A 21,884-nucleotide genomic window follows, 5' to 3' on the forward strand; every position below is an offset into this window, starting at 1 on the left:
CTCTAATGCGCTGCCGCCATCGCGGCGCCCGGCTTCGGCGATCGCAGCAGCAGCACGATCGGGATGATCGCAAGCAGAAGAATGCCCAGCAGCCAGAAGCAGTCGCTGTAGGTCATCACCAGCGCCTGCTTCTCGATCAGGCTGGAGAGCTGCGCGATCGCCCGCAGCCGCGCCGTCGCTTGATCGATGCCCTGGCTCAGCCCATCGGCGGCGAGCCGGGCCTGCCCTATCAGGGAGTTCGCCGTCACCGCCTCGCGGATCGTATCGGAATGCACCGCGCTCCGGTGATCGATGAAGACACCGCACAGGGCCAGACCGATCGAGCCACCGAGATTGCGGGCCATGCTGTAGATGCCGGCGCCGTCGGCGGCATTCTCCCGGCCGATCGCCGCCATCGAGGCCTGATTGAGCGGCATCGCGGCCAGGATCTGGCCGACCCCGCGCATCAGCTGCGACAGCGTGAAATCGCCGCCAGCGCTGTCGGGACTGAGATGGATGTCGGCAAAGCAGCTTGCAGCGAAACACAACAGGCCGAGCGCCACCATCAGGCGGGTGTCGAACCGGCCGATGATGCGCGGCAGCACGGGAATGAGGACAAAGACGGGGATCGCCGCGAGCGCCATGATGCCGCCCGCCTGTCGCGGATTGTAGCCGGCGATGCTGCTGAGGAACTGCGGCACCACGAATGTCGTGCCGTAGACGGCGGCGCCGACCACGAGCGTGATGAAGGTGGCGCTGGCGAATGCGCCGTTGCGCAACAGCGCAAGCTTGATGACCGGGTCCGGACTCGTTGTCTGCGCGACGGCCATCGCGACGAAGCCGAGCAGCGACACCAGGCAGAGATCAACGATGACGGAGGATTCGAACCAGCGCTCCCGCTGCCCCTCCTCGAGCACGACAGTCAGACAGGCGAAAGCGATCGCCATGCCGGCGATCCCGAGCCAATCCGCTTTGGCCAGAAGATCGAGCTTGGCCTTCTCCTCCGGAAGTCCAAGAACCAGAAGCGTCACCAGCGCGATGCCGACCGGCAGGTTGAGGAAGAAGCACCAGCGCCAGCTCGCCTCTTCGGCGAGATAGCCGCCGATGACAGGCCCGATGACGGGGCCGAGCAGCACGATCACGCCGAAGATGCTCATGCCGACGGCCATCTGACGCTGCGGCAGCCGGGTGCGGATGATGACCTGCGCCGTCGGGATGAGAGCGCCGCCGAAAAAGCCCTGGCCTGCGCGGCCGATGATCATCTGCAGCAGTCCGTCGGACACCCCGCAAAGCATCGAGAACAGCACGAACGCGATCGTCGTGATCAACAGCAGCCGGCGCAGGCCCAATAGCCGCGTGAGCCAGGCCGTCAGCGGGATCATGACGACCTCGGCGACCAGATAGCCGGTGCCGATCCAGGTGCCCTCGGTGCCGCTGGCGCCGACCTCGCCCTGGATTTGCGGAAGCGCCGTGTTGGTGATGGAGGTGTCGAGGGTCGCCATCAGGGCGCCCAGCGCGCCGGCGACCACCGCGATCCAATCGACGGCGCTTGCGGTATCGCCCGCCGGTGTCGATCCCGCCGCGCCGGTTCGGAGCGGCACGGTGTCGCTCGCGGCGCTCATGTTCCGGCTCGCGCAGTATGGACGGCGTCCCCCGGCCTGGTGTTGACGGAGACCTCGACCGACAGGCCGGGGACAAAGGCCGGCGCGGCCTTCTCAGGCGCATTGACGCGAATGCGGACCGGCACGCGCTGGACGATTTTGGTGAAGTTGCCGGTGGCATTCTCGGGCGGCAGCAGCGCGAACTGGGCGCCGGTGCCGGGCGAGAAACTGTCGACCGTTCCGGTCAAGGCCAGATCCGGATAGGCGTCGACGCGGATCTCGGCCGGCTGGCCCGGACGCATGTTCTGCAGCTGCGTCTCCTTGAAATTGGCCACCAGATACATCTGGTCCGTCGGTACGATCGTCAGCAGCCGCGTGCCCGGCTGCGCAAACTGGCCGAGCTGCACGGTGCGGTCACCGACCCGGCCGGCGATCGGGCTGCGCAGCACGGTGTCGTTCAGGTCGATCTCGGCCTGGCTGAGATTTTCCTTTGCTGCGGCCAGCTGCGCCTCGGCCTGCGCCAGCTGCGCCTTCAATGTCGCGATCTGCTGGCGCGCCGCGTCGAGCACGGCCTGTTTCAGGTTGACGGTGGAGCGCGCCTGGGCGAGCGCGCTCTCGGTCTGCTCGTTCTTCTGCTGCGTCGCGAATCCGCGGGTGGCCAGCACCGCCGCGCGTTCGAATTCCTTTTCCGCCAGGTCGGAATTGGCCTCAGCGGTTTTCACATCCGCCTCGCCTTGCGCGATCACGGCGTCCTGCTGCCGCAGGTCGGCCTCGGCCTTGGCCACGTCAGCCTCGCGCGCCTCGACGGTCGCTTTGGCCTGCCGCTCGGTCATCTCGTAGCGTCGCGGATCGATCTTCAGCAGCGCCTGCCCTGCCGCGACCTCCTCATTGTCACTCACATAGATCTCGGAGACCTGTCCGGAGACGCGTGGCGCCATCGCGACCTGGTCGGCCCGCAGATAGGCGTTGTTGGTGCTCTCGATGAAGCGCCCGACCAGATACCAGTAACGGCCGTAGACGACGCCACATGCAAGCGCAAGGAAAGCAATCGCGCCGAGCAGGATACGGGTCCGGCTGCGCTTGCGCAAAACCGCCGCCGCGCCGGTCTCGGCACCGCCGACGGTGTCGCCACCGACTTTGTTCACGACCGCGACGCTCATGACCAGGCCTTTCCAGGAAATTTATTCCAGTTGGAATATTTATGCCAATTGGAATAATTATGTCAACTGGAATAAATTTACGGCCGTGCTAAGACGGAGGCCAAGGAGACATCGGCAATGACGGGCTTGAGACGGCGCAAGACGGACAGCGGTTACGCGCGGGGCGAGGAGACGCGGGCGCGGATCATCCGGACCGCGCTGGCGCTGTTCGGCGAACGCGGCTTCGACGGCGTCTCGACGCGGGACATCGCGGCGCAGGCCGGCGTGCCGGCGCCGTCCTTGCAATATTACTTCGAGAGCAAGGAAGGCCTCTATGCCGCCTGCATCGAGGACATCCAGATCGCTGCAATGAAGGCCGTCGGCCCCGCGCTGGAGATCCTCGACGGGCTGCTGGACGCCGATGCAAGCGATGACAAGATCATCGATGCCTATTGCTCGGCCCTCGACGGTCTGACGGATTTTCTGTTCGGATCTGCTGACGCATCGAGCCGCGCGCTCTTCATCGCGCGCCGGATCATGCCGACCAAATCCACCCTCACTAAGAAGGACCTCTCGAAGGCAACGGGACCCCGGCTGCAGGAGCGCTGCGGCAAGATCATCGCGCGCCTGTCGAACGGCGCCATGTCGGAAAACGAAATCCGAATGACGTCAATGACCATCACCGGCCAGCTGTTCGCGTTCCATTTCGCCCGGGAGCATTTCAAGGCTCTGCTGGGCTATGACGAGATCACGGGCGATCGGCTGACGACGCTCAAGCAGATCATACGCAGGCAGACGACCTTGCTCTTGAAGGCCTGCAAGTCCAAGCGAGCTTGATCCCAGGCACGGCAAGCTCGCCCATCCGCGCTCCGGACAGACCATCGGCGATCCGCATATGCGCGGCCGCGCTCAGAAGCATCAATCCCCAACCACGGACTCTTGCGATCGAGAATGGCGGGTTTTTACCAATGGAAGGCCCGCAGCGAACGCCGGATACGAGAGCCTACAGGCTTGCTGCCGAAAAGCTCACGGGGAGGATTGACATGACGCGCTCAACCATCGCGCTCGGCGCCATGATGCTTCTGACGATGAGCTTCGTTCTCTATCCTCGGGACTCGGCCGATGCTGCGGTGTTCTGTGCCCAGCTCCGAGGAGCGAAAGCCGCGGGACAACCTGACTGCTCATTTTCGACGCTGGATGCATGTCGCGAGCGGGTCAAGCATCGAGGCGGCGGGCACTGTTATAAGCTGAACCGATAGCCCGATCGGCCGCGCTCAGCGCGCCTCGACGACCTCGCCGTCCTCTTTTACGAATCTGCCGACCGGATGGTCCAGGAGATCGATCACCTGCTCCGACGGCCGGCAGAGCCGCACGCCTTTCGGCGTCACCACGATCGGCCGGTTGATCAGGATCGGGTGCTGCATCATGAACGCGATCAGCTCGTCGTCGGTCCATTTGGGATCGTCGAGGCCGAGTTCCTTGAACGGCGTGCCCTTCTCGCGCAGCAGCGCGCGGACCGGAATGCCCATCGCCGCGATCAGTTCGCGCAACCGCTCCGCCGTCGGCGGCGCCTTCAGATATTCGATGATGACCGGCTCGCCCCCGCTCTGCCTTATCATCGCCAGCGTGTTGCGCGAGGTGCCGCAATCGGGGTTGTGATAGATCGTCACGCTCATTGCCGCGCCTCCACTGCGGGTCTCGACTCAGCCGCTCCGGCTTCGTACCAAGCTCTCGTCGCCTTGACGATGCGAACGACCGAAAGCATCACCGGCACCTCGACCAGAACGCCGACGACGGTTGCAAGCGCCGCGCCGGAGTCGAGACCAAACAGGCTGATCGCAGCGGCAACCGCGAGCTCGAAGAAATTGCTCGCACCGATCAGCGCGGCCGGTGCCGCCACACACCACGCGACACCGAAACGACGGCTCAGCCAATATGCAAGGCCTGCATTGAGGTAAACCTGAATGAGGATCGGCACGGCAAGGATCGCGATGACAGCCGGCTGCCTGACGATCTGCTCACCTTGGAACCCAAACAGGAGCACCAACGTCGCCAGCAAGGCAACAAGAGACAGCGGCTGCAGCATCCGCATGACGCCGTCGAAGACGCCGCGGCCCTTACGTAGCAGCGTGCCCCGCCAGACCTGCGCAACCGCGACGGGCACCACGATGTACAGAACGACCGAGAGCAGCAGCGTGTCCCAAGGAACGGTGATCGACGCGACGCCGAGCAGAAGGCCCACCAGCGGCGCGAACAGAAACACCATGATGACGTCATTCAGCGCAACCTGGCTCAGCGTATAATGAGGCTCGCCCTCGCACAGATTGGACCACACGAACACCATCGCGGTGCAGGGCGCTGCCGCAAGCAGGATCAGGCCGGCGATGTAGGAGGAGATCTGCCCGGACGGGAGCAATGGCGCGAAGACATGGCCAATGAAGAAGGAACCGAGCAGCGCCATCGAGAATGGCTTGACGGCCCAGTTGATAAACAGCGTAACACCGACGCCCCGCCAATGTTCGCGCACCTGGCCCAGCGCCCCGAAATCGATCTTGAGCAGCATCGGCACGATCATGAGCCAGATCAAGACCGCAACCGGCAGATTGACCTTGGCAATCTCGGCAGCTGCAACCGCCCCGAAAAATCCGGGCATGACGTGTCCCAGCGCGACACCTGCGACGATGCAGAGTGCGACCCAAAGGGTGAGGTAGCGTTCGAAGATGCTCATGCTTCAGGCCACGTCGTGTCGGGCAGAAGTCGCGCCTTCAGAACGTCCGATCTCGCGCAGCTTGGTTCCGAGCGCGAGCCTGTCGATGCTCCTCAGCGGTAGACTCACGAAGGTCCCGATCCGGTTCTTGAGATAGCGAAACGCGGTCACAAAGGCCGCCTGCTTTTCCAATTCGGTACCGTGGGTCTCGGCGGGATCCTCAATCCCCCAATGTGCCGTCATCGGTTGACCGGGCCAGATGGGACAGTCCTCGCCCGCTGCATTGTCACAGACGGTAAAAACGAAATCCATCACCGGCGCATCAGGAGCGGCGAACTCCAGCCAGCTCTTCGAGCGCAAGCCATCGGTCGGGTAATCCAGGCTCTTGAGAGTGTGCAATGCTAAGGGATGCACCGCCCCTTTCGGCGCACTCCCCGCAGAAAACGCTCGGAAGCGGTCGGCCCCATCCTTCATCAGGATCGATTCCGCAAGGATCGAGCGGGCCGAGTTGCCGGTGCAGAGAAACAGGACATTGTAGACATGCTCAGGCACGGCTTCTCTCCTTTCGCTTCGGCGGGCAGCAAGGCTGCAGGCTCTCGATCACGGGCGCGCAGATCTCCGGCCGGCCGGCGCAGCAGTCCTGCAGCAGAAACAGCGCGACCTTCTGGAATTCTGCGAGATTGGCGCGATAGACGATCGAGCGGCTGCGCCGCTCCGAGGTGACGAGATCGGCGCGCGCAAGCACCGAAAGATGCGCCGACAACGTGTTCTGCGGCACCTCGAGCAGGCGTGCCAGCTCGCCCGCCGGCAGCCCGTCGGGTTCATGCTGCACCAGGGTGCGAAAGGCCTGCAGGCGCGTGGGCTGCGCCAGCGCGGCCAATGCCAGGACGGCTTCCTCGTTTTCCATATATCCAGAATTATCGATATATCGACCAATGTCAACCTGTCGCATGCGGTTCTCCCGCATCGAGCCAAGAGTTCATCATGCGCCCGTCACGAGCCAAGAGTTGCGCCGGCGCGCCGCCCGGACACTCACATCAACGCCGCTGCGGGCGATTCGGATGCAGGCAGCCGGAACCAGCGCTAGTCGTGCCCGGTCCCTTTCGTGTGCACGAGATAGTCGACGATCGGTGCGACATCGGCGTCCGCCACCGGGGCCTTGTAGGCGTTCCGCATCTTGTCGACCACGGCAGCCCAGGCGTTGCGCGACATCGGCGGCTGTCGCAGCACCATGTCGGCCGAATGGCAGGCCAGGCAGTTGTTGTTGATCGCATCTGCGCTCGCGCCGCCCGGGAATGTGGCGTCTCCAAACGGCAGGTCGACCGTCACCGACTTGAACGCGATCCCCGGCGCGGCCGCATCGGTGGATGACACCACGCCCAGAATTGCGGCCGGCACGACCATGGTGATGATGAAGGACTTCGACATGGTTTGCTCCTCAGACGGCGTCGATGCGGATGGTTTCGATCACGTTGCGCATGAAGCCCGAGCCGTTCCAGTAGGTCTCCGTGGGCTGCAGGTCGCCCTTCTCGCTGGTGCAGCGGGCCATGATCCGATGCGGCCCCTTCCCCGGGGTGATTGATGCCGTCCAGCGGCGAAAACTGTATTTGCCTTCGTCCTTGCCGAGCGTTGTGGACTGCCATGATGCGCCATCGTCCGCCGAGATCTCGACGCTGCGCACGCCGGCGTCGCCGCCAAAGGCGATCCCTCGCAATTCGAGCGGTGCACCCGCTGTCACCTGATCACCGTCGCGGCGGTTGGTGACGAACGAGCGCGGCAGCATGCGATTGATCGGAACGGACTTGTAGCCGCTCTCACCGGGCTTCACGGCCGCGAATGGCGTGTCTGGAATAAGATACGCCTTGGTCATCCAGAAGCCGTCGTCCGGCTGGGCCAGCACCTCGATGTCGTTCAGCATCTTGACCCAATAGGTCGAGTACCAGCCGGGCACGATGAGCCGCAGCGGAAAGCCGTTGAGCAGCGGCAGCTGCTCGCCATTCATCGCATAGGCGATCATCACGTCCCCGTCCCGGGCGTGATCGACGCCGATCGACTTCATGAAATCGGGCGCCTCGGGGACGACCTGCTCATCGAGCCCGTTGAAGCGGACTGCCACCGCGCCCGCTTTGACGCCGGCACGGTCGAGCACGTCCTTCAGCCGCACCCCGGTCCATCGGGCATTGCCCATCGCGCCGTGCCGCCACTGCGCGCCGGCGACACGCGGCTGGAACAGACCGCGCGAATTGCCCGAGCATTGGTTCACCGCCACGATCTCATGGGACGGCATCGCCAGCAGGTCTTCCAATGACAGGCTCAGGCTGGTGTTGACCTCGCCGCGAACCTTGAGGCGGAACGCCACCGCGTCGATCGCGGTGGGAATGTTGGCCCAATGCCAGCGGACGAAGAACCTGTCGTTCGGCGTCAGCACGCCCTGATCGAACACCTCGAACGGAGTTTCGAGCAGCGGCGGCCGCGTACGCTGCAGGATCATCCTGCCTTTTTGCGGAAAGGCGGTGGTCAGGCTGCGTTCGCCCCCGCCGCCAGGCAGGTCGAGGTCGACAATCTCGTCGGCAAGGGCCGGCGCCGCAACCAGGGCGAGCCCGACCGCGCCGACGCCGCTCATGAACTGGCGGCGAGTCTTGAGCATCGGTGGGTGATACTGAACGGACATGGACACTTCCTCCTGAATGTTCGCTTCGTGCCTCAAGGGACAAAACGCCCGGCATCCAAAACTATTCCATCGCCGAGACTGATCGATCCGATCGCCCAGTCCGAACGGGATCAGCAGGGCCGGTCTAGAACGCGCGCAAAATCTCCAAAGCTGATCGGTCCGCATGAGCGTGCAGGCGTAACGGGGGATTATTTCGTTTTTTCTAGAAATACCGTTTCGATTTTTCTAGAAATACCGTTTGACATAGGCAGTTTGCAAGCCCATCATCCGCCCATGAAGCTCGACGACGTCGCCGCCCGCCTGGAAGCCCTTGGCAACACCACCCGGTTGAAGATCTACCGGGCGCTGGTGCGCGCCGGTCATGCTGGCATGCCGGTCGGGCGGCTGCAGGAGCGGCTCAAGATCCCCGCCTCGACCCTGTCGCATCACATTAAGACCCTGGTCTCGGTCGGGCTGATCTCGCAGCAGCGCGAGGGCACCACACTGGTGTGCCATGCCGAGTACGGGACGATGCAGGGCCTCGTGGACTTCCTGGTGGCCGAATGCTGCGCGGACGAAGCCGGATGTGGAAACGCCAAGAGCGCAGCATGACCTTTTCGCCCTTTAATTCGATCATCCTAGAAGGATAGGAGAATGTGATGCCAGACAAGACGGTCGCGATCATCGGCGCGGGGCCTGTCGGGCTTGCGGCGGCAGCGCATGTGCTCGATCGCGGCCTGACGCCGATCGTGCTGGAAGCCGGACCGGCAGCAGCGCACGCAGTGCGCCAATGGCAGCATGTGCAGCTGTTCTCGCCATGGCAATATAACGTCGACAAGGCGGCGGGGCGGCTGCTCGCCGCCGTCGGCTGGAATTCACCCGATCCCGACGTGTATCCGACCGGGCGCGAACTGATCGAAGACTATCTCCGGCCGCTTGCGACCAAGACCGAGCTGTCCGGCGTCATCCGCACCGACAGCCGGGTCACCGCGATCAGCCGGGTCGGGTTCGACAAGGTAAAATCCAGAGGTCGCGCGCAGGCCCCGTTCGAGGTCAGATATCGCAACGGCAAGGGCGAGGAGACGCTGCAGGCCGATGCCGTGATCGACGTCTCCGGCACCTGGTTCACTCCCAACCCTGCCGGCGGCAATGGTCTGCCCGCGCTCGGCGAACAGGCCCACGCCGACCGCATCGCCTATGCGATGCCGGACGTACGCGGCAGTCAGCGCAGCCGCTATGCCGGCAAGACGATCGCGGTGCTCGGCGCCGGTCACTCCGCAATCGGCACCTTGGTCGATCTGGTCGAACTGGCAAAGGACGCACCGGGCACGCAGCCGATCTGGCTGTTGCGCGGCCATGACCCAGCAAAGGCGTTCGGCGGCGGCAGCAACGACCAGCTCGCCGCACGCGGCGAGCTCGGCATGGCATTTGCCGCGCTGGTCCGGTCCGGACAAATCCAGGTGGAGACCGATTTCGGCGTGACGCAGATCGCCGATGCAAGCGGTCGCCTGCATATCAGCGCCGGCGCCGCTTCGGCGCGTCGCCAGGTGATCGCCGATGAGCTGATCGTCGCGACCGGCTTCCGGCCGGATCTGTCCGCCCTCAGCGAGCTGCGGCTGCGGCTCGATCCGGCGATCGAAGCGCCCGTCATGCTGGCGCCGCTGATCGATCCCAACGAGCATTCCTGCGGCACGGTGCGCCCGCATGGTGCCCGCGAACTCGCGCAAGTCGACGAGCCCGGCTTCTATCTCGCGGGCATGAAAAGCTACGGCCGCGCGCCGACCTTCCTGATGACGACGGGCTATGAGCAGGTGCGCTCGATCGCGGCCGATATCGCGGGCGACAAGGACGCCGCCGCCAGGGTCGAACTCGTGCTGCCGGAGACCGGCGTCTGCACGCGCGGGGGTGTGGAGAGCATTGCTGCCCTGCCCGGCTGCTGTGGCGGCCCGGTGCCTGCGCGCGTAGACAGCTGCTGTGCTGACGACGCGATGGCGAAGGCGGCCGGTAAATCCGGCTGCGGATGTTCATGACGGAGATCTCAAAGAATGCAGGCCAGACGACTGGGCGTTGTGATCGCGCTGGGAACGGCCCAGACGCTGGCCTGGGCTTCGAGCTACTACCTGCCCGCCATCCTCGCCGATCCGATCGCGCATGATCTCGGCCTGTCCCGCAACTGGTTCTTCGCGGCCTTCTCCGCATCGCTGGTGATCTCCGGCCTGCTCGGCCCACGGATCGGCCGGCAGATCGACCGCGTCGGCGGGCGGCAGGTGCTCTGCGCCTCCAATCTCGTGCTCGCCGTCGGCCTCGCTTTGCTCGGCGCGTCGCATTCGCTGTGGACGATGGCGCTCGCCTGGCTCCTGCTCGGGATCGGCATGGGGCTTGGGCTGTACGATGCAGCGTTCGGCGCGCTCGGGCGCATCTATGGCCGCGACGCGCGCGGCGCGATCACCGGCATCACGCTGTTCGCGGGCTTCGCCAGCACGATCGGCTGGCCGCTGAGCTCGTTAGGGCTGGAGACGATCGGCTGGCGCGACACCTGCTATGCCTGGGCGCTGGCACAGCTCGTGATCGGCCTGCCGCTGGACCTGTCGCTGCCGCGCGCGACGCAGCCGGTTGCGGCGGACCAGCTCGCGACCAAGCCGCATATTCCATTCGACCGCCCGATGCTGCTGCTGTCGTTTGCTGTGGCCGCCGCCTGGACGGTGACCGCCGCGATGGCGGCGCACCTGCCCCGAATCGTCGAGGCGTTCGGAGCAACACCGTCGCAGGCGATTGTCGCGGGCATGATGATCGGCCCCGCCCAAGTGGCCGCGCGCGTGCTCGAAGCCGGCTTCCTCGCCCGCTTTCATCCGCTGGCCTCGGCGCGGCTCGCCTGCATCACCCATCCGATCGGCGCCTGCGCCATCGGCCTGTTCGGCGGCGGCGCGGCCGCAGCCTTTGCGCTGCTGCACGGCGCCGGCAACGGCATCCTGACAATCGCGCGCGGCACCCTGCCGCTCGCGATTTTCGGTCCTGACAACTACGCCTATCGGCTCGGACTACTTGGCGCACCATCGCGCATCAGTCAGGCGCTGGCGCCGCTCGCCTTCGGGCTGTTGATCGACGTGCTCGGCCCCTGGGTCCTGATCATCACCGCTGGCCTCAGCCTGTCGGCGCTGGCCGCGCTGCTGCTGCTTCCAGCCTCGCGTGCAGCAGAGAATGTCAGCAAGGCGCGGGCCAATGAGGCGGCTTGAAACCCGCTGCGCCGTCTGCACCAGATCGCCTCAGCGGCCGCTCACCCGAACAGATGTGCGAGCCAGAATGCCGCGCCCGCGGCGAGGCCGCCGACCAGCAGCGTCTGCAGCGACGACTTGATCTTGCTGACGCCGGTGAACTGACCCTTGATCGCGCCGAACACCAGCAAGGCAAAGCCGGTCGAGACCACTGAAATCGGTAGCGCGGTGGCGATGTCGTGGACCAGCATATAGGGGATCAACGGTATCAATCCGCCGACGACATAGGAGCCGCCGATGGTCACGGCGCTGATCGGCGCGCGCTTCGGATCCGGACGTTCGAGGCCGAGCTCGAAGCGCATCATGAAATCGACCCAGCGCCTGCGGTCGGCGGCAACGGCGTTGACCACCGACGTCAAGGTCTCGCCCTCCAGGCCGTAGTCCCGGAAGATCGTCGCGACTTCGGCAATCTCGCGGCTGCGGAGCTGATCGACCTCGTCATATTCCCGCTGCTCTTCCGCCGCGTAGTGTTCGGCGTCGGTGCGGGCCGCAAGATAGCCGCCGAGCCCCATCGCGATCGCGCCGGCGACGACCTCGGCGAGGCCGGCGGTCACGATCACGTCGGTGCTGGCCACCGCGGCCGAGAGGCCGGCCGCGAGCGCAAACGGGACCGTCAACCCGTCGGCCATGCCGATCACGACGTCGCGCACGGTCTCGGAGGCGGTGAAGTGCTTTTCGATATGCGGCGTCGCAGGCATGCAAACCTCCAACTCACAATTTGCCGACGAGGTCACCTGCCTGAGGAACGCAGATCAGGACTGCGCCCCCGGCACCATCCGAAGCAAGGTACGATCGTGCAGCACGTAATGATGCACCAGCGCTGCGCCCGCGTGCAATACGATCAGGACCATCAGGAGGTTGGCGAGCAGCTCATGCAGTTCCTTCATGTCATGCGTGAAGGCGCGATCGCCGGTCCAGGGCGATGGAATGTCCAACAGGCCGAACACCGGCAGCGGATAGCCCCGCGCCAATTGCGTCATGATGCCGAACACGGGAATCGCGAACATCAGCGCGTAGATGGTGAGGTGAACGAGCTCGCTGGCGCGGCCGGCCCAAGTTCCCAGTTTGGAGCCCACTTTGCCGCCGAATTTGCTCGGCTCGGGCGCCGGCGGCGGATCGGCAATGCGCCAGCCAAAGCGCGCCAGCGCGATGCTGAAGAGCGCGAGGCCGAAGGAAATGTGAAAGAACAGGCCGAGCTCGTGCGAGTCGCGCGGCAATGCATCACCGAGTCGGCCGGTGAACCAAGCCCCCAGCACCACCAGGACGACGATCCAATGCAACGCAATCGCGACTGCGCCATAGCTCTTGGAGGAGTTTCGCATGCGCATGGCCAAGCCTCCTTGCGACCGATCATGATGCATCAGCCCGTGCCCATCATGACGTAGCTCAAGAGTGCACGACTCGATGCATTTGCGTGATAGCGCACGCCCTGCGCCGCCCGGCTGACGGGCGATGTCAGCGAATTGTCAGGATGAGGATTGTCAGGATGACGGGGGTTGCTGGGCTGCCTCGGCTTGCCCGGCGTGACGCGAGCTGCGCATGGCGGCAGGCGCGATCTGCACGCGGGCGCCGCCGAGTTCGGAGCGGCCGATCCGAAGCTGCCATCCATAGGCTTCGAGCACGTCCTGCACGATCGCGAGCCCAAGTCCGCTGCCCGGCGCTTGCTGATCGAGCCGGCCACCGCGCTCCAGCACGCGGGCGATCTGCTGCTCCGGGATTCCTTTTCCATCATCCTCGACGATGACGGCCAATGGGTTCGCCGTTGCCGTGATCCGCACCGCGCTCTCGGCATGACGCGCGGCATTCTCGAGCAGGTTGCCGAGCACCTCGGCGAGATCGGTGCGGTCGATCGCAATCATCACGTCGTCATGTACACGAATGTCAAAGGCGATACGTGCGCCGGCCGGCGTCCGCGCCAGTGTCGTGACCAGCGAGGCGAGCAGCGGCTTCAACTCGGTCGTGGAACTGCCGCCCGTCCGCGCCTTCCCACGCAGGCGGGCCAGCGCGAGCTCACGATCGACCTGGCGGCTCATCGCGTCGGCCACCGCTTCGACATTCTCCGCGAGCTTCATCTCGCCGAGCTCTTTCAGGCGCGCGGCATCGGCAGCCAGCGCCGCGAGCGGCGTCTTGAAGCCATGGGCGAGATCGGCGGCGCGGCTGCGCGAGCGCACGATTTCACGCTCCTGCGCATCGAGCAGCGCATTGACTTCCTCGACCAACGGCGCGACCTCCGTCGGCACCGCGACCGGAAGATGCCGCCGTTTCCCGGCGCGGATCTCGGCAATGCCGCGTTGGAGCGAGGCCAAGGGACGAAGGCCGAGGCCCACCTGAACGGAGGTCGCCAGCGCCAGCACCAGCGCGAGCACGGCGAGCGCGATCGACAGGTCCTTGGCGAAGGCACGGACCGCGTCGGTCGCGCGCGCCAGATCCGAGGCGATCGCGGCACGAACCCGGATGCGGCTGTCGGGATTCATCACAATGCTGCGCTCGGCCACCAGCACACGGGCCTCGCCGGGCCCGGCGATCTCATGCTGGTGCACTTCGCTCGGCCCGGGCTCGTCCAGCGGCAGATCCAGGGTGGTGTCCCAGAGCGACCGCGAGCGCAACAGCTGGCCGCGATCATCGCTCACCTGCCAATAGAGGCCGGACAGCGGCTCGCTAAAGCGGGGATCCGCCGGCGGCCGAGCAACGATGATCTGGCCCTCACGCGACACCTCGAGGCCACTCAGCAATTGCCGCAGATGAACGTCGAGATCAGCGGCCAGCGTGCGCGCGACATGGCGCTGGAACAGCACGACCAGGCCGGCGCCGGCGACGCCAAGCGCCAGCAGGATGGCCACGGTGCCCGCCGCTACCAGCCGTAGCCGCAGCGAGCCCCATCTCATTCCGATGCCCCCTGGATCATGTAGCCGAAGCCACGCCGGGTCTCGATGATGTCGGTGCCAAGCTTCTTGCGGACCCGGCGGACCAACACCTCCAGCGCGTTGGAGTCGTGCTCGTGCCCGAGCCCATAGACATTCTCCTCGAGCTCATGCTGGGGCACGACGCGGCCATTGTGCCGCAGCAGATAAGCGACCAAGCGGTATTCGAGCTGCGACAGCGCCACCGGAACACCGCGCAGAGTGACCCTCATCTGGCGCTCGTCCAGCTCCAGATCGCCCGAGGTCAGCACGGACGAGGCGTGACCGGAGGAGCGGCGCACGATCGCGCGCAGTCGCGCGAGCAGCTCTTCGTTGCGGAAGGGTTTTGGCAGATAATCGTCGGCGCCGGCATCGATGCCGTCGACGCGCTCGGCCCAGCTCGCCCGCGCGGTCAGGATCAGCACCGGCATCTGCCGGCCGACGCTGCGCCAGCGCTTGAGCACCGCAAGCCCATCCATTCCAGGCAGGCCGAGATCAAGGATGACCGCGCCATAATCTTCGGTATCGCCGCGAAACCAGGCCTCCTCGCCGTCAGCGACGGTTTCGACCAGGTAGCCGGCAGCCTGCAGCGTCCGCGCCACATCCGACGCCAGCCGCGGATCGTCCTCGACCAGCAGCACGCGCATTACTTTTCCTCGATCCGCTCGATCTCGCCGCTGTGCGCATCGACATGCACGTCGAGCACGCGACCGTCGCGGGCGATCACCCGGAATTCATAGTGCCATCGACCGTGCTCGCGCTCGACATCGACGCCGGTGATGTCGCCGGCCACCCGGCCGCGCAGCTTCGGCAGGATTTGCGACAACGGCAAGGCATCGCCGGACTCGACGGCTCGGCGCACTGCGTCGCGGCGCTCCCGATCGTCCTCGCGCGCCGCCGTGGCCGCCAAGCTCGCAAGCACGAGCAGCGCAGCCAGCGTGACGCGCACGAGGAATGAGAAACAATAACGGCGCATGGTCATCCCAGCCAAGATCGAATAATGCCAAATACCAGCTGACAGGTCGCTGACAGAGATCAATCGGTTTGGCATTCCCTTCGCCAACATTTGCTCCCCCTTTGGCACCCATCTCGGCGAATGCGCGTCCTGGTCGCGCAGCGGCGGAATTGCGACGCAAACGCAGCCCCCCCGAGATCGAGCATAAGATCGCTGTGTGAGAGGTGACGGTGCCGGCGAACATGGCCGTGGTGTCCATGCCGCACAGCTTGTGACTTCGTTAACCGTCCGGGAGACCGAGCCGTTCCGATTGTGCAGAACAGATATACGGAATCTTGAAAGATTGCACCGCACGATGCCCGCAATTTTGCGGGGAGGACTGCCGGGTTCATGAGCTCGCAGCGAAAATACGTGATCCGTATCGCGGCGGTGGCGACTTCGCTCGCCGCCTTTCTGATCTGTACCGATCTGGCGCTGACCGCCCTGACCCGCGACCAGATCTCACGGCAACTGAGCGATCTCAGCAAGGTGGCGCTCCGCCGCAGCGAAGCCGCCATCGACTATGCGGGGGCGATGCTGACCCAGATGGCCGAGAGAGGCGTGATGGATTGCAGCGCCGGCGCGCTGCAGAAACTGCGTTTGCAGGTGTATCAAGGCAGCGCCGTAAAGGACATCCGTGCGGTTGACCGCGACGGTTCAGTGATCTGCTCGGCCTATTCCGAAACGCTCGAGTTCGACAATGGCTGGGCCAAGCGCGATGATATGCTCGAATCCGCCGACCGCATGCTGCGGCTGTTTCGGGTCGAACAATTCACCGGCGCGGCGCTCGGCGTGCTGCGCGACGTCAACGCGCAACAGTCGCTCGCGGCTATCCTGCGGATCGATGCCAATCAGCTCGACATCATGCCGATCCGGCTGCGTGCACAGAGCGACGTGACGCTCGCTTTGCTCGACGGGCAGCCCATCGCGGGCTATCAGCCGAACGGCGCGCAAAGCGAACTGTCCGACACCATCTCATTCACCAGCGTCTCCGACCGCTATCCGCTGCGCGCCATCATCCATGTGAACCCTTCAGCCTTGAGCACGCGGCAGGGCGGCGCCTATCTGCCGACCATGGTTGCCGCCGGCGTGCTCGGCATCCTGTTCGGCCTTCTGCTCGCGAGCTATCTCAGCCGGCCACTCGACCCGGTCACCGAGCTCGATCGCGGGCTTTCGGCGCACGAGTTCAAGCCGTATCTGCAGCCGACTTTCAACTTGAAGACCGGAGACATCGTCGGCAGCGAGATTCTCGCGCGATGGGAAAAAGCGGATGGCAGGACCGTGCCGCCGATGAGCTTCATTCCGCTGGCCGAAAGCAGCGGGCGAATCGAGAAGCTCACCTGGCAGATTCTCTCTTTGGCGTTGCGCGAGCTCCAGCCGGAGTTGAAGCGGGACAAGCGGTTCAAGCTGTCGGTCAACATCACGCCGCGCCAGTTGCTGAGTGACGGCTTCGTCGACCGGATGCGCCAAGTCGTCGCGGCCGCCACGGTCTCGACGCGGCAGGTGGTGCTCGAGGTCACCGAACGTGAAGAGCTCGCAGACCTGAACAAGGCAACGGCGGTCGTCAAGGAACTCAGCGAGTTCGGCTTCCGCGTCGCGTTGGACGACGTTGGGATCGGCCACAGCGGCCTCTCGGCGATCCAGCGGCTCGGCGCCCGCATCATCAAGATCGACAAATTTTTCGTCGACGCGATCACGCGCGACCAATCAGCTGTCGTGGTGGTCCAGATGCTGGTGGCACTGGCCGGCGAGCTCGACATGGGCGTCGTCGCCGAAGGCATCGAACACCAGGAGCAGGTCGATGCGCTGATCGCTTGCGGCGTCGAAGAGGGCCAGGGCTATCTGGTCTCGCCGCCGCTGCCGATGGGGCGTTTCAAGGATTTCCTGGAACTGCGCCGCGCATGCTCCGGCGAGGCCCCGAAGGCGTCGCCGGAACTGGCCGCCTGAGACGTGCAGCCGCGAGCGCGATCATTCCTTGATCATTTGACCGCGGATCTCACCGCCGGGATTGGCCGCAGTGTGAATGTTGGCGTACCATTTGCCAGCGAGCAGATCGGCAGCCTGCCCATCGGTGAGAACGGCCGATCCGGTGATCGGACTCGTGACGGATTTGAACGGCAGGGCGATACCGGCATTCTTGCCGGCCTCGCTCGGTCCGTGGAAATGCGCCCCGAGCGCCGGGCCGCTCAGGCCGGAATAGTTGACCTCCCAGGTGAGGGTCTTGGTCACCGTGTCGAATTTCGCCTCGGCCGTTCCGGTCGCCGTGCTGGCGTTCGGAGGAACTTCGTTCGAGGCCTTGAGCTCAGATCGCAGCACGATCGTTTCGGCGTGCGCTTGCGGCGACAGCATCGCAGCGACAACACCGACCAAGGCCAGATATTCGAGTGTCCGACGCATGTTTCCCCCTTATCGTTCGCCGCAGTCTGGAATCGGTGAACACCGGATGCAAGCTGATATTCCGGGGAATAAGCAACGACCAACAAACACTTCTACCGGTTGTACTGATTGAAGACTCGCGGCCCCTGTGCCAAACAGAGGCAAGTGCAGGCTTCGCGTCCTCGTTGACAACGACATGGTAGTTCGAATGGTTGCTTCCAAGATCGCGCGCGGCAAGGTCGGTAGGCCTCCCCTGGAGCGGGCCGGCGAAGTCGAAGAGCGCATCCTGGACGCGGCGAAGAAGATTTTTCTCGCGGAAGGCTTCGAAGGCGCCAGCGTCGACGAGATCGCCCAGCAGGCGCGGGCCGGCAAGCCGACGATCTACGCGCGGTTTCCCAACAAGGCGGCGTTGTTTGCGGCTGTGATCGGCCGGCAGGCGGCGCGGAATACGCAGTACGACAACCTTGTCCCCGAGGGCCGCAGCCTTCGCGCCAAGCTGATCAGCGTCGGAATTGCCCTGATCGAACGGGCCTTCGCCGAGGAGACCGTCGGCCTGATGCGCACCGCCATCGCCGAAAGCCCGCGTTTTCCGGAGCTGACGCGCGAGATCAGCGACAAGGCGCGCAAGCGGGCGACGTGCAACCTGACCAAGATCATAGGCGAGCTCGCGCAGGCGGAGGACCTCGCCGGTGAGGGCCGGTTCAGCCCCGACCGGATCGAGGATACCGCGCGGATCTTCATCGATATGATCCTGTTCCCGATGTTCATCCGTTGTCTGCTCGGCGAGGAACTTCGCACGTTGAAGAAGGAAGTGCCCGATCACGTCGAGAAGCGGGTCGATTTCTTCCTGGACGCGACGACCTGAGCCGACAGGCGCTACTTCTGCACGGCGGGCGGCCGCCGCAACTCGGGAAAGATCGTCTCATCCTGCAGGATCACGTCGGCGGTCCGCTGATAATGCGCGGTCAACAGCTTTACCGCGAGCTCGACATCGGCGTTCAGGACAGCAGCGACGATCGTCGCGTGCTCGTCGCCGACCGCACGCGACGGAAATGCTTTGCGGATCGAGAGCCGGCGGTAGCGATAGAGCTGGTCGGCAAGCTGTCCGCAGAACCCGATCAACGATTGCGAGCCGCAGTTTGCAATCAGGACCCGATGATAGATCCGGTGGAGCCGCTCCCACTCCGGATTGTCTTCGAAGGTGGTGGCGTTCAGTGAACGCGGCGCGCGGCTCAGCCGATGCTGCGCCAGCACCAGCTGCTCCTCCCATTGTGGCGTCGCTGCCGCCATCGACTCGCGCAACGCCAGCGCCTCGACCCAGCACCGCGTCTTGGTCAGTTCGGCGAGTTCGGCACGACTGATATCCTTGACATAGAAGCCGCGCTGCTCGCGCACCTCGACCAGCCCGTCGGCCGTCAGGCGGTTGAGCGCCTCGCGCAGCGGCGTCTGCCCGGTCTGATAGGTCTCCGTCAGGAAGCGCATCTGCAGCTTGCGCGACGGCGCAAGCCGGCCCGACAGCAGGTCCTCGCGGAGCCGATCATAGACATGGCTGGCTTGGGTCGATGGGCCCTGCCCCTCGAGCTCCGTGAGTGCGTCCACGTTCAATTCCCCTGTGAATCTCTGAGACTAAATATAGACCACCTGCCAAATTCGATAAATTTATAAATTTTGTTTGATTGCCATCTTTTTTGTAATAAAGAGGAAGCCTATCGGGCGGTCTGAACCGCCCCAAAACGATGTGCTGTCTCGTCCCGTCCGTGGGACCGCGAGCGGCTGGAGGATGCGTTCATGCCCCGGTTTCCGGTCACAGCCCTGCGCAGTGTCGACCTTGGCACACCCGATCTCGCCCGTTCGGAAGCGTTCTATTGCAGCACCTGGGGACTGGAGCGCGTCGATGACGCCGAGGGCGTGGTCTATCTGCGCGCGACCGGCAGCGATCATCACGTGGTGGCGCTGCACCGAAGCGAGCGCACCGAGTTGAAGGGGGTGACCTTTCGCCTGACCGACCACGACGATTTCGACGCTATTTCACGCAATGCCATCGGAGAGGGCACCACGCCGCTCTCCGCGCCCACACCGAACGCCGCGCCCGACGGCGGCGTGATCATGAGCCTCCGCGGCCCCGAAGGGGGCGTGCTGCGTTTCGTCCACGGCGACATCAGACATCACGCGAAGCCGCCGCAGCCGGAGCTCCCCGAGCGCCTCGCCCATGTCAACCTCAACAGCACGGATGTCGACCGTTCCGCGGCATTCTACGAGAAGGCGCTCGGCTTCCGGCTGACGGACCGCTCCGCAGCGATGGCCTTCGTCCGCTGCAACAGCGACCACCATGCCGTCGTGATCGCCGGCGCCAAGGTCAACGGCCTGAACCACGTCGCCTTCCTGATGCCGACCTGGGAAGGGGTGATGCGCGGCGCCGGGCGGATGATCGATGCCGGCTATCCGATCGCCTGGGGTGTCGGGCGCCACGGCCCCGGCGACAACGTGTTCGCCTACTTCATCGATCCCGTGGGCACCGTCATCGAATACACCGCCGAGGTGCTGCAGGTCGACGACAGCTATGTCGTGCGCGGTCCCGAGCACTGGGTCTGGCCGCCCGGACGCACCGACCAATGGGGTATCGCGCCGCCCAAGGCCGATCACGTGAAGGCCGCGCAGCTCGCGGTCCGCTACGCCTGACCGATCGCAGAGCATCTTTCAGAAGCAGGTCATGAGGTCCATGTCCGGTACATCCGACACAAATCATTTCGAGGTCGTGGTCATCGGCTTCGGGCCGACCGGCGCGGTCGCCGCCAGCCTGCTCGGGGCGCAAAGCATCGCGACGCTGGCCATCGACCGTGCGCGCGAGATCTACGATAAGCCGCGCGCGATCGCGCTCGACCACGAGATCATGCGGCTGTTCGACAATCTCGGGATCGCAGACCAGGTCAGCCGCTACGTCGCCCCATTTCCCGCCTCCGAGCATTTCGGTGCCAAAGGACAGCTGATCCGCCGCATCGACATGGTGCCCGAGCCCTACCCGCTCGGCTACACGCCGAGCATGGTGTTCACGCAGCCGCCGGTGGAACAGGTGCTGCGAAGCCATGTCAGCACCTATCCGTCCGTGACGGTCGAGCTCGGCACGACGCTGCTCGACCTCCGGCAGGATGCCACGACGGTGACCCTCGTCGTCGCGGGCGAGGACGGCCGCACGCGGGATGTCAGCGCCGACTATGTCATCGCCTGCGACGGCGCTTCGAGCACCGTTCGTCAACGGCTCGGCATCGCCTTCGACGATCTCGACTTCGACGAGCCCTGGCTCGTGGTCGACCTCCTCGTCGACGAGACCGCCGCGACCAAACTGCCCGCCACCGCAGCGCAGTTCTGCAATCCCGCGCGTCCGACCACCTACATCATCGGCCCGGGCAACCATCGCCGCTTCGAGATCATGCTGCGGCCGTCGGAAGATCCGCGCGCGATGGAAGAGCCGCAGCAGGTCTGGCGGCTGCTTGCCCCCTGGCTCACGCCGGACGACGGCAGGCTGTGGCGCGCGGCGAGCTACCGCTTCCACGCGCTTGTCGCGAGCCGGTGGCGGTGCGGGCGCGTTTTCCTGGCCGGTGACGCCGCCCATCAGCAGCCGCCCTTCATCGGCCAGGGCATGTGCCAGGGGCTGCGCGACGCCGGCAATCTCACCTGGAAGCTCGCGCGGGTGCTGCGCGGGCAATCCAGCGAGCCACTGCTTGATAGCTATGAAGTCGAGCGCAGCACACACGTCCGGGAGCTCACCACCCGCATCAAGGCGATCGGCCGCGTGATCTGCGAGCAGGACCCGGAAGCGGCCGCGGCGCGCGATGCGCGCATCCTCGTTGAAGGCGGCGGCGCGCCCCGCACCATCACCCGCCAGGAGATCGTGCCGCCGCTCACACAGGGCCTGCTCGCCACCAGGCCGAGCGACGCCAACGGCACGCTGTTTCCGCAGCCATGGATGCTCCGCGGCGACGAGCGCGGACTGCTCGACACAATCGCCGGCACGGGATGGCGGCTCATCCTCGACGGAAATAGCCCGCTCACGCCGGGCGTGATCGGCGCCGGACTCAGCGTGATCCGTATCGGCGGCGACGGCTGGCACGAGGAAAGCGGGGTGGTCGCGGCTTGGTTCGCACGGCACGGCTGCCGCGCCGCGCTGGTACGGCCCGACCACTACGTCTACGGCGTCGCCCGCGACGAGACAGAGCTCGCGGCGCTGCTCTCAGAACTGAATGAACGACTGCAATAACGACAACAACA

23 protein-coding genes are annotated in these 21,884 nt (G+C 65.2%); 8 read left to right on the top strand and 15 right to left on the bottom strand.

Annotated features, from left to right (window positions below; genetic code table 11):
• Positions 1-2: 2 nt before the first annotated feature.
• Positions 3-1,601, bottom strand: coding sequence for a DHA2 family efflux MFS transporter permease subunit (locus tag ACQR1W_RS34255; RefSeq protein ID WP_434854900.1), 1,599 nt, complete (start codon positions 1,599-1,601; stop codon positions 3-5).
• Positions 1,598-2,740 (bottom strand): HlyD family secretion protein, encoded by a 1,143-nt coding sequence (locus ACQR1W_RS34260; RefSeq protein ID WP_434854901.1) that lies wholly within the window; start codon positions 2,738-2,740, stop codon positions 1,598-1,600. The genes ACQR1W_RS34255 and ACQR1W_RS34260 overlap by 4 nt, the downstream gene beginning before the upstream one ends.
• 117 nt (positions 2,741-2,857) lie before the next feature.
• On the opposite strand from ACQR1W_RS34260, the gene ACQR1W_RS34265 reads away from it, so the two are divergent.
• Complete coding sequence (locus ACQR1W_RS34265; protein ID WP_434854902.1) at positions 2,858-3,556, top strand: CerR family C-terminal domain-containing protein; 699 nt, start codon at positions 2,858-2,860, stop codon at positions 3,554-3,556.
• A gap of 437 nt (positions 3,557-3,993) precedes the next feature.
• Here ACQR1W_RS34265 and arsC read toward each other — a convergent pair whose 3' ends face one another.
• The 6 genes from arsC to ACQR1W_RS34295 all read right to left on the bottom strand — a co-directional run bounded on the left by arsC (position 3,994) and on the right by ACQR1W_RS34295 (position 8,097).
• Positions 3,994-4,395 carry an arsenate reductase (glutaredoxin) gene (gene arsC / locus ACQR1W_RS34270; protein WP_434854903.1) on the bottom strand — a complete coding sequence of 134 codons (402 nt, stop codon included), beginning with the start codon at positions 4,393-4,395 and terminating at the stop codon, positions 3,994-3,996.
• On the bottom strand, positions 4,392-5,447 hold the full coding sequence (gene arsB / locus ACQR1W_RS34275) for an ACR3 family arsenite efflux transporter (RefSeq protein ID WP_434854904.1): 1,056 nt from the start codon (positions 5,445-5,447) through the stop codon (positions 4,392-4,394). The genes arsC and arsB overlap by 4 nt, the downstream gene beginning before the upstream one ends.
• Positions 5,448-5,450: 3 nt before the next feature.
• Positions 5,451-5,978 carry an arsenate reductase ArsC gene (locus ACQR1W_RS34280; protein WP_434854905.1) on the bottom strand — a complete coding sequence of 176 codons (528 nt, stop codon included), beginning with the start codon at positions 5,976-5,978 and terminating at the stop codon, positions 5,451-5,453.
• The gene (locus ACQR1W_RS34285) at positions 5,971-6,333 is read right to left on the bottom strand and encodes an ArsR/SmtB family transcription factor (protein ID WP_434855103.1); all 363 of its coding nucleotides are present in this window, start codon (positions 6,331-6,333) and stop codon (positions 5,971-5,973) included. Before ACQR1W_RS34285 ends, ACQR1W_RS34280 begins: the two co-directional genes overlap by 8 nt.
• 176 nt (positions 6,334-6,509) lie before the next feature.
• Positions 6,510-6,854: a cytochrome c gene (locus tag ACQR1W_RS34290; protein WP_434854906.1), complete on the bottom strand. Its 345-nt coding sequence runs from the start codon at positions 6,852-6,854 to the stop codon at positions 6,510-6,512.
• Between the two features lie 10 nt (positions 6,855-6,864).
• Positions 6,865-8,097 (bottom strand): molybdopterin-dependent oxidoreductase, encoded by a 1,233-nt coding sequence (locus ACQR1W_RS34295; RefSeq protein WP_434854907.1) that lies wholly within the window; start codon positions 8,095-8,097, stop codon positions 6,865-6,867.
• A 273-nt stretch (positions 8,098-8,370) separates the two neighbouring features.
• On the opposite strand from ACQR1W_RS34295, the gene ACQR1W_RS34300 reads away from it, so the two are divergent.
• From ACQR1W_RS34300 to ACQR1W_RS34310, 3 genes are read left to right on the top strand one after another with little or no spacing between them, the layout of a single operon-like run.
• Positions 8,371-8,688 (top strand): ArsR/SmtB family transcription factor, encoded by a 318-nt coding sequence (locus ACQR1W_RS34300; protein WP_008968071.1) that lies wholly within the window; start codon positions 8,371-8,373, stop codon positions 8,686-8,688.
• A 47-nt stretch (positions 8,689-8,735) separates the two neighbouring features.
• Complete coding sequence (locus ACQR1W_RS34305; protein WP_434854908.1) at positions 8,736-10,106, top strand: NAD(P)-binding domain-containing protein; 1,371 nt, start codon at positions 8,736-8,738, stop codon at positions 10,104-10,106.
• Positions 10,107-10,121: 15 nt separating this feature from the next.
• Positions 10,122-11,309 carry an MFS transporter gene (locus tag ACQR1W_RS34310; RefSeq protein ID WP_434854909.1) on the top strand — a complete coding sequence of 396 codons (1,188 nt, stop codon included), beginning with the start codon at positions 10,122-10,124 and terminating at the stop codon, positions 11,307-11,309.
• 41 nt (positions 11,310-11,350) lie between these two features.
• Here the strand turns inward: ACQR1W_RS34310 and ACQR1W_RS34315 are convergent, their stop codons facing one another.
• From ACQR1W_RS34315 to ACQR1W_RS34335, 5 genes are all read right to left on the bottom strand, one after another.
• Positions 11,351-12,046 carry a VIT1/CCC1 transporter family protein gene (locus ACQR1W_RS34315; protein WP_434854910.1) on the bottom strand — a complete coding sequence of 232 codons (696 nt, stop codon included), beginning with the start codon at positions 12,044-12,046 and terminating at the stop codon, positions 11,351-11,353.
• A 54-nt stretch (positions 12,047-12,100) separates the two neighbouring features.
• Positions 12,101-12,676: a cytochrome b gene (locus tag ACQR1W_RS34320; protein ID WP_434854911.1), complete on the bottom strand. Its 576-nt coding sequence runs from the start codon at positions 12,674-12,676 to the stop codon at positions 12,101-12,103.
• 153 nt (positions 12,677-12,829) lie between these two features.
• Positions 12,830-14,233, bottom strand: a complete 1,404-nt coding sequence (locus tag ACQR1W_RS34325) for a sensor histidine kinase (RefSeq protein ID WP_434854912.1) — start codon at positions 14,231-14,233, stop codon at positions 12,830-12,832.
• Entirely contained in the window at positions 14,230-14,895 is a 666-nt protein-coding gene (locus tag ACQR1W_RS34330) for a response regulator transcription factor (RefSeq protein ID WP_434854913.1), read from the bottom strand. Before ACQR1W_RS34330 ends, ACQR1W_RS34325 begins: the two co-directional genes overlap by 4 nt.
• Positions 14,895-15,197, bottom strand: coding sequence for a PepSY domain-containing protein (locus ACQR1W_RS34335; RefSeq protein ID WP_035981007.1), 303 nt, complete (start codon positions 15,195-15,197; stop codon positions 14,895-14,897). Before ACQR1W_RS34335 ends, ACQR1W_RS34330 begins: the two co-directional genes overlap by 1 nt.
• A 396-nt stretch (positions 15,198-15,593) precedes the next feature.
• On the opposite strand from ACQR1W_RS34335, the gene ACQR1W_RS34340 reads away from it, so the two are divergent.
• Complete coding sequence (locus ACQR1W_RS34340; protein ID WP_434854914.1) at positions 15,594-17,189, top strand: EAL domain-containing protein; 1,596 nt, start codon at positions 15,594-15,596, stop codon at positions 17,187-17,189.
• Between the two features lie 21 nt (positions 17,190-17,210).
• Here ACQR1W_RS34340 and ACQR1W_RS34345 read toward each other — a convergent pair whose 3' ends face one another.
• Positions 17,211-17,639, bottom strand: a complete 429-nt coding sequence (locus ACQR1W_RS34345) for a CHRD domain-containing protein (protein ID WP_434854915.1) — start codon at positions 17,637-17,639, stop codon at positions 17,211-17,213.
• Between the two features lie 187 nt (positions 17,640-17,826).
• On the opposite strand from ACQR1W_RS34345, the gene ACQR1W_RS34350 reads away from it, so the two are divergent.
• Positions 17,827-18,483: a TetR/AcrR family transcriptional regulator gene (locus ACQR1W_RS34350; RefSeq protein ID WP_434854916.1), complete on the top strand. Its 657-nt coding sequence runs from the start codon at positions 17,827-17,829 to the stop codon at positions 18,481-18,483.
• Positions 18,484-18,494: 11 nt separating this feature from the next.
• On the opposite strand, the gene ACQR1W_RS34355 is transcribed toward ACQR1W_RS34350, so the two are convergent.
• The gene (locus ACQR1W_RS34355; protein WP_434854917.1) at positions 18,495-19,217 is read right to left on the bottom strand and encodes a GntR family transcriptional regulator; all 723 of its coding nucleotides are present in this window, start codon (positions 19,215-19,217) and stop codon (positions 18,495-18,497) included.
• 189 nt (positions 19,218-19,406) lie between these two features.
• Here ACQR1W_RS34355 and ACQR1W_RS34360 point away from each other — a divergent pair, with 189 nt between their 5' ends.
• Both ACQR1W_RS34360 and ACQR1W_RS34365 read left to right on the top strand, forming a co-directional pair.
• Positions 19,407-20,297, top strand: a complete 891-nt coding sequence (locus tag ACQR1W_RS34360) for a VOC family protein (RefSeq protein WP_434854918.1) — start codon at positions 19,407-19,409, stop codon at positions 20,295-20,297.
• Positions 20,298-20,337: 40 nt separating this feature from the next.
• Positions 20,338-21,873 (top strand): bifunctional 3-(3-hydroxy-phenyl)propionate/3-hydroxycinnamic acid hydroxylase, encoded by a 1,536-nt coding sequence (locus ACQR1W_RS34365; protein WP_434854919.1) that lies wholly within the window; start codon positions 20,338-20,340, stop codon positions 21,871-21,873.
• Positions 21,874-21,884: the final 11 nt, after the last annotated feature.

It is taken from the genome of Bradyrhizobium sp. HKCCYLS1011, assembly GCF_051167795.1.
Lineage (GTDB): Bacteria > Pseudomonadota > Alphaproteobacteria > Rhizobiales > Xanthobacteraceae > Bradyrhizobium.

Coding starts and splice junctions, on each gene's coding strand:
- ACQR1W_RS34290 (WP_434854906.1), bottom strand. CDS start 6,854: ATGTCGAAGTCCTTCATCATCACCATGGTCGTGCCGGCCGCAATTCTG.
- ACQR1W_RS34345 (WP_434854915.1), bottom strand. CDS start 17,639: ATGCGTCGGACACTCGAATATCTGGCCTTGGTCGGTGTTGTCGCTGCG.
- arsC (WP_434854903.1), bottom strand. CDS start 4,395: ATGAGCGTGACGATCTATCACAACCCCGATTGCGGCACCTCGCGCAAC.
- ACQR1W_RS34285 (WP_434855103.1), bottom strand. CDS start 6,333: ATGGAAAACGAGGAAGCCGTCCTGGCATTGGCCGCGCTGGCGCAGCCC.
- ACQR1W_RS34325 (WP_434854912.1), bottom strand. CDS start 14,233: ATGAGATGGGGCTCGCTGCGGCTACGGCTGGTAGCGGCGGGCACCGTG.
- ACQR1W_RS34295 (WP_434854907.1), bottom strand. CDS start 8,097: ATGTCCGTTCAGTATCACCCACCGATGCTCAAGACTCGCCGCCAGTTC.
- ACQR1W_RS34315 (WP_434854910.1), bottom strand. CDS start 12,046: ATGCCTGCGACGCCGCATATCGAAAAGCACTTCACCGCCTCCGAGACC.
- ACQR1W_RS34310 (WP_434854909.1), top strand. CDS start 10,122: ATGCAGGCCAGACGACTGGGCGTTGTGATCGCGCTGGGAACGGCCCAG.
- ACQR1W_RS34320 (WP_434854911.1), bottom strand. CDS start 12,676: ATGCGCATGCGAAACTCCTCCAAGAGCTATGGCGCAGTCGCGATTGCG.
- ACQR1W_RS34265 (WP_434854902.1), top strand. CDS start 2,858: ATGACGGGCTTGAGACGGCGCAAGACGGACAGCGGTTACGCGCGGGGC.
- arsB (WP_434854904.1), bottom strand. CDS start 5,447: ATGAGCATCTTCGAACGCTACCTCACCCTTTGGGTCGCACTCTGCATC.
- ACQR1W_RS34360 (WP_434854918.1), top strand. CDS start 19,407: ATGCCCCGGTTTCCGGTCACAGCCCTGCGCAGTGTCGACCTTGGCACA.
- ACQR1W_RS34305 (WP_434854908.1), top strand. CDS start 8,736: ATGCCAGACAAGACGGTCGCGATCATCGGCGCGGGGCCTGTCGGGCTT.
- ACQR1W_RS34330 (WP_434854913.1), bottom strand. CDS start 14,895: ATGCGCGTGCTGCTGGTCGAGGACGATCCGCGGCTGGCGTCGGATGTG.
- ACQR1W_RS34255 (WP_434854900.1), bottom strand. CDS start 1,601: ATGAGCGCCGCGAGCGACACCGTGCCGCTCCGAACCGGCGCGGCGGGA.
- ACQR1W_RS34350 (WP_434854916.1), top strand. CDS start 17,827: ATGGTTGCTTCCAAGATCGCGCGCGGCAAGGTCGGTAGGCCTCCCCTG.
- ACQR1W_RS34300 (WP_008968071.1), top strand. CDS start 8,371: ATGAAGCTCGACGACGTCGCCGCCCGCCTGGAAGCCCTTGGCAACACC.
- ACQR1W_RS34260 (WP_434854901.1), bottom strand. CDS start 2,740: ATGAGCGTCGCGGTCGTGAACAAAGTCGGTGGCGACACCGTCGGCGGT.
- ACQR1W_RS34365 (WP_434854919.1), top strand. CDS start 20,338: ATGTCCGGTACATCCGACACAAATCATTTCGAGGTCGTGGTCATCGGC.
- ACQR1W_RS34340 (WP_434854914.1), top strand. CDS start 15,594: ATGAGCTCGCAGCGAAAATACGTGATCCGTATCGCGGCGGTGGCGACT.